The organism is Cupriavidus sp. WS (assembly GCF_000395345.1).
GTDB lineage: Bacteria > Pseudomonadota > Gammaproteobacteria > Burkholderiales > Burkholderiaceae > Cupriavidus > Cupriavidus basilensis_B.
In genome coordinates, this window is record NZ_AQPL01000664.1 from 1 (window position 1) to 769 (window position 769).

Here is a 769-nt window from a genome sequence, read left to right on the forward strand (position 1 = left end):
TGATCCAGAACGGGCGTGACCGCTATATGGGAGCCCTCTCCCAGCGGCTCGACACGCGCGGCCCGGTGCTCGCCGACTGGATCGGTGGATTGGTGAGCAGTCAACGCCGACGCCTCCCGCTCAGCGGCATTGTGTTCGCCCCATATCCGGGCTCTGCTGCCGATGCGGACGACGAGCCTGGTACCGACTTGCCCCTCTGGCAGTACCTGGGCGAAGCCGCCCGCCGCCAACCGGGCCGCCGGATCGGCTGGCATCCGGTCACGGTGTGCTCCACTCTGGCGTTGACGGCCATCGGCCTGTGGAGCGCCGGCATGCTAGTGTCTGGCGTACTGAATGGCCGCGACATGCACGTCGCCGGGCAGGCCGTGACCGGCATCCAATCGGCCCCGAATGCCGCCGAACGTCTGCGCGCACTGCTTGCCCTGCAGCAGCAGATCGAGCGCTACGAATACCGTACCCAGCATCACGCACCGCTCGCGACCCGCTTTGGCCTGAACCGCGACCCAGCCGTGCTTGACGCCCTGTGGCAGCCCTACGCGCAGGCCAGTCGCCGATTGCTGGCAACGCCGGTCCAACAGGACCTCGAGGCGTCGCTGGTGGACCTCGCGCAGATGCGCACCGACATGCTGGACGAGCAGACCAGCCGCTGGGCGCTGGGCGGTCACGAAGGCCTCAAGACCTACCTGATGCTGGCCGCCCCCGAGCGTGCCGACCCGGCCTTTCTGACCCCGCAACTGGTACGACGCTGGTCTACCGATGCCCGCATCAC

The 769-nt window shown here is 68.3% G+C and carries 1 protein-coding gene; it reads left to right on the forward strand.

Annotation, left to right across the window (positions count from 1 at the left end):
* On the forward strand, positions 1 to 769 hold a 769-nt coding region (locus K206_RS40505; protein ID WP_043367952.1), incomplete at both ends, for an ImcF-related family protein.